General features: G+C 64.7%; 3 protein-coding genes and 1 tRNA gene. All 4 read right to left on the bottom strand.

The window, feature by feature from the left end; translation table 11 throughout:
- The coding region (locus ACXJKR_RS29405) for a peptidylprolyl isomerase (protein WP_457325860.1) at nt 1–1495 on the bottom strand (1495 nt) is incomplete at its 3' end.
- 104 nt (nt 1496–1599) lie between these two features.
- Nucleotides 1600–1675: transfer RNA gene (locus ACXJKR_RS29410), tRNA-Val, on the bottom strand.
- Nucleotides 1676–1700: 25 nt separating this feature from the next.
- A complete protein-coding gene (locus ACXJKR_RS29415) occupies nt 1701–1973 on the bottom strand; it encodes an HU family DNA-binding protein (RefSeq protein WP_056201680.1) in 273 nt (90 codons plus the stop codon).
- A gap of 226 nt (nt 1974–2199) precedes the next feature.
- Nucleotides 2200–2617, bottom strand: a 418-nt coding sequence (gene pgsA, locus ACXJKR_RS29420; protein ID WP_457325861.1) for a CDP-diacylglycerol--glycerol-3-phosphate 3-phosphatidyltransferase, incomplete at its 5' end; no start/stop codon positions are given.

Raw genomic sequence — 2617 nt, forward strand, 5'->3', positions numbered from 1 at the left:
CCTTGTCCTTCACGTCGGCCAGCGGCGGCACGCGGGCCGGGTTGTGCTGGGTGACGTGAGCCGACACGAGCTGGCTGGGACCGGTCTCGACGGCTTCGGTGTTGCGCTTGTTGCGCAGTGCATCGTTGCCGAAGACGGCTTCCAGCAGCTTGGGCGAGGCGAGCGGGCCCGCTGCGCCGGGCTGCGGCTGGCGCTGCACGGTGGCGGTCTGGACCTGCAGCTTGAGCTTGTCGGCTGCGGGCTGCAGGCTGTCGGACTGCTCGTAGACGAGATTGCCGAACTGCTCGGCAGCCTCGGAGTAGCGGCGCTGGGCGAGTTGCTTGCGCACTTCGTTCTCGACTTCGGTGCGCACCGCCTCGAAGGGCTTCTTGTCGCCTCCGCGGGTACCGGTCAGCTGAATGATGTGATAACCGAAATCGGTCTCGACAAGGTTGCTGATCTCGCCCTGCTTCATCGCGTAGACCGCAGCATCGAACTCCTTGACCATGGCGCCGCGGCTGAAGAAGTCGAGGTCGCCACCGTTGGCGCCCGAGCCTTCGTCCTGGGAATTCTTCTTGGCCAGCGCGGCGAACTCGCCGGGGTTCTTGCGCACTTGCGCCAGGATCTCCTCAGCCTTGGCCTTGGCCTTGGCGCGCTCTTCGGCTGGCGCATTGCGCTCCACCTTGATGAGGATGTGGCTGGCGCGGCGCTCCTCGGGCACACCATAGCGTGCTGCGTTTTCCTTGTAGTAGTTCTGCAGGTCGTCTTCGCTGAACTTGACGTCCTTCTTCAGCGCGTCCAGGTCGAGCACGACGTACTGGATCTGGGCCGATTCAGGCAGCTGGAACTTGGCGGCATTCGCCGGTTCCTTGTAGAAGGCCTCGACGTCGGCATCGCTCGGGTTGAGCTTGGCGGCGAAGTCCTTGACGTCGAAACGCTGCAACTGCACCTCACGTTGCTGCAGCAGGGCGTCGAAGGCCAGCTTGGGGCTGGCGGCGCCGACGGCAGCCGAGGACTCGATGGGGGCCGTGACCTGACGGACGGCGTAGTCCTGGCGCAGGCGCTCCATGAAGATGGAAGGCGTCATGCCCTGGGCCGCGAGCAGGGCCTTGTTGACCGTACCGTCGGGGTTGCGCAGAAAGGCGAACTGCGGGTCATTCCAGAAGCGGGCGTTGACGGACTCAGCGCTGGGCGTGAAGTGCTGGTGCTCCGCGGCGGCCTTGAGCGTGCGCTCGTTGACCAGGTTCTCGAGGGCCTGGCGTTTCACTTCCGGCGTATCCAGCAGTTTGGCATCGACGCCCGGGCTCTGGCGGCGGATGCGGTCGGCCTGCTCACGTTGGGCGACGTCCCATTCGGCCTGGGTGATCTTGCGGCCATCGACGCTTGCCACGCCGGTGTTGGCACCACCCATCATGCTGGTGTAGCCCTGCATGCCGACGAGGGCGAAGGACGGCAGGATCAGCAACAGCAGGACGAACTGGAACAGGCGGTTGTGCGTGCGGACGAATTCAAACATCTCGGGGAGCCTTGAGGATCAAACGCGACGAAGGCGAACCGAGGTTCGCCTTCGAGGGAGCCGCATTCTAAATGCGAGACGGCGGACGCCGCCCTGGGGTCGGGTGGTGGGCGCTGACGGGCTCGAACCGCCGACAATCTCCGTGTAAGGGAGGTGCTCTACCAACTGAGCTAAGCGCCCGGGGAAACCGGGATTGGCCGAAGGTTCAGTTCACGGCGTCCTTGAGCGCCTTGCCGGGTTTGAACTTGGGCACCTTGGCCGATTTGATCTTGATGGTATCGCCGGTGCGTGGGTTGCGGCCGGCGCGCGCAGCACGCTTGGTGATGCTGAAGGTGCCGAAGCCTACCAGCGAGACGGTGCCGTTCTTCTTCAGCGTCGTCTTGACGCCGCCGATCACGGCTTCGAGCGCACGGCCTGCAGCAGCCTTGGAGATGTCGGCCTGCTTGGCGATGTGCTCGATCAATTCGGACTTGTTCACTCGTGCCCCCTCATGACGATTCAGCGGACTGTTGAGCCCTGCACCGTGACCGGCCGCAAGACTGCGATGCAGATGTCGATCCCGCGCACTGCGCAGCCTGTGACAGGCCGACTACAAGCGGCCAAGGCGCGCGCGGGGAAGCGGATTCTAGACGCGCGTCCGGCGGTGGGCGGGGCGGGAAAAGTCCCGATACAACTCGGCGTCCGGCGTGAACCAGGACGGCGCCCTAGCGGGCCTTGGCACGGATTTCCGGCAAGGCCTTCTGCAGGTAATAGACCATGGACCAGATGGTCAGCACGACGGCTGCGTAGATCAGCCAGGTACCCCAGAGCCGCGTCGGAATGAGGCCGAAAAGCTGGCCGTCATAGAGCAGGAAGGGGATGGCCACCATCTGCACCGTCGTCTTCAGCTTGCCGACCATGTGCACGGCAACGCTGCGTGAAGCGCCGATCTGGGCCATCCATTCGCGCAGGGCCGAGATCGCGATCTCGCGGCCGACGATGACCAGGGCGACGAAGGCGTTGACCCGGCCGAGCTCCAGCAGGATCAGCAGCGCCGAGCAGACCAGGAATTTGTCGGCCACCGGATCGAGGAAAGCGCCGAAGGAGGATGTCTGGTTGAGCTTGCGTGCCAGATAGCCGTCC

It is taken from the genome of Roseateles sp. P5_E11, assembly GCF_054049355.1.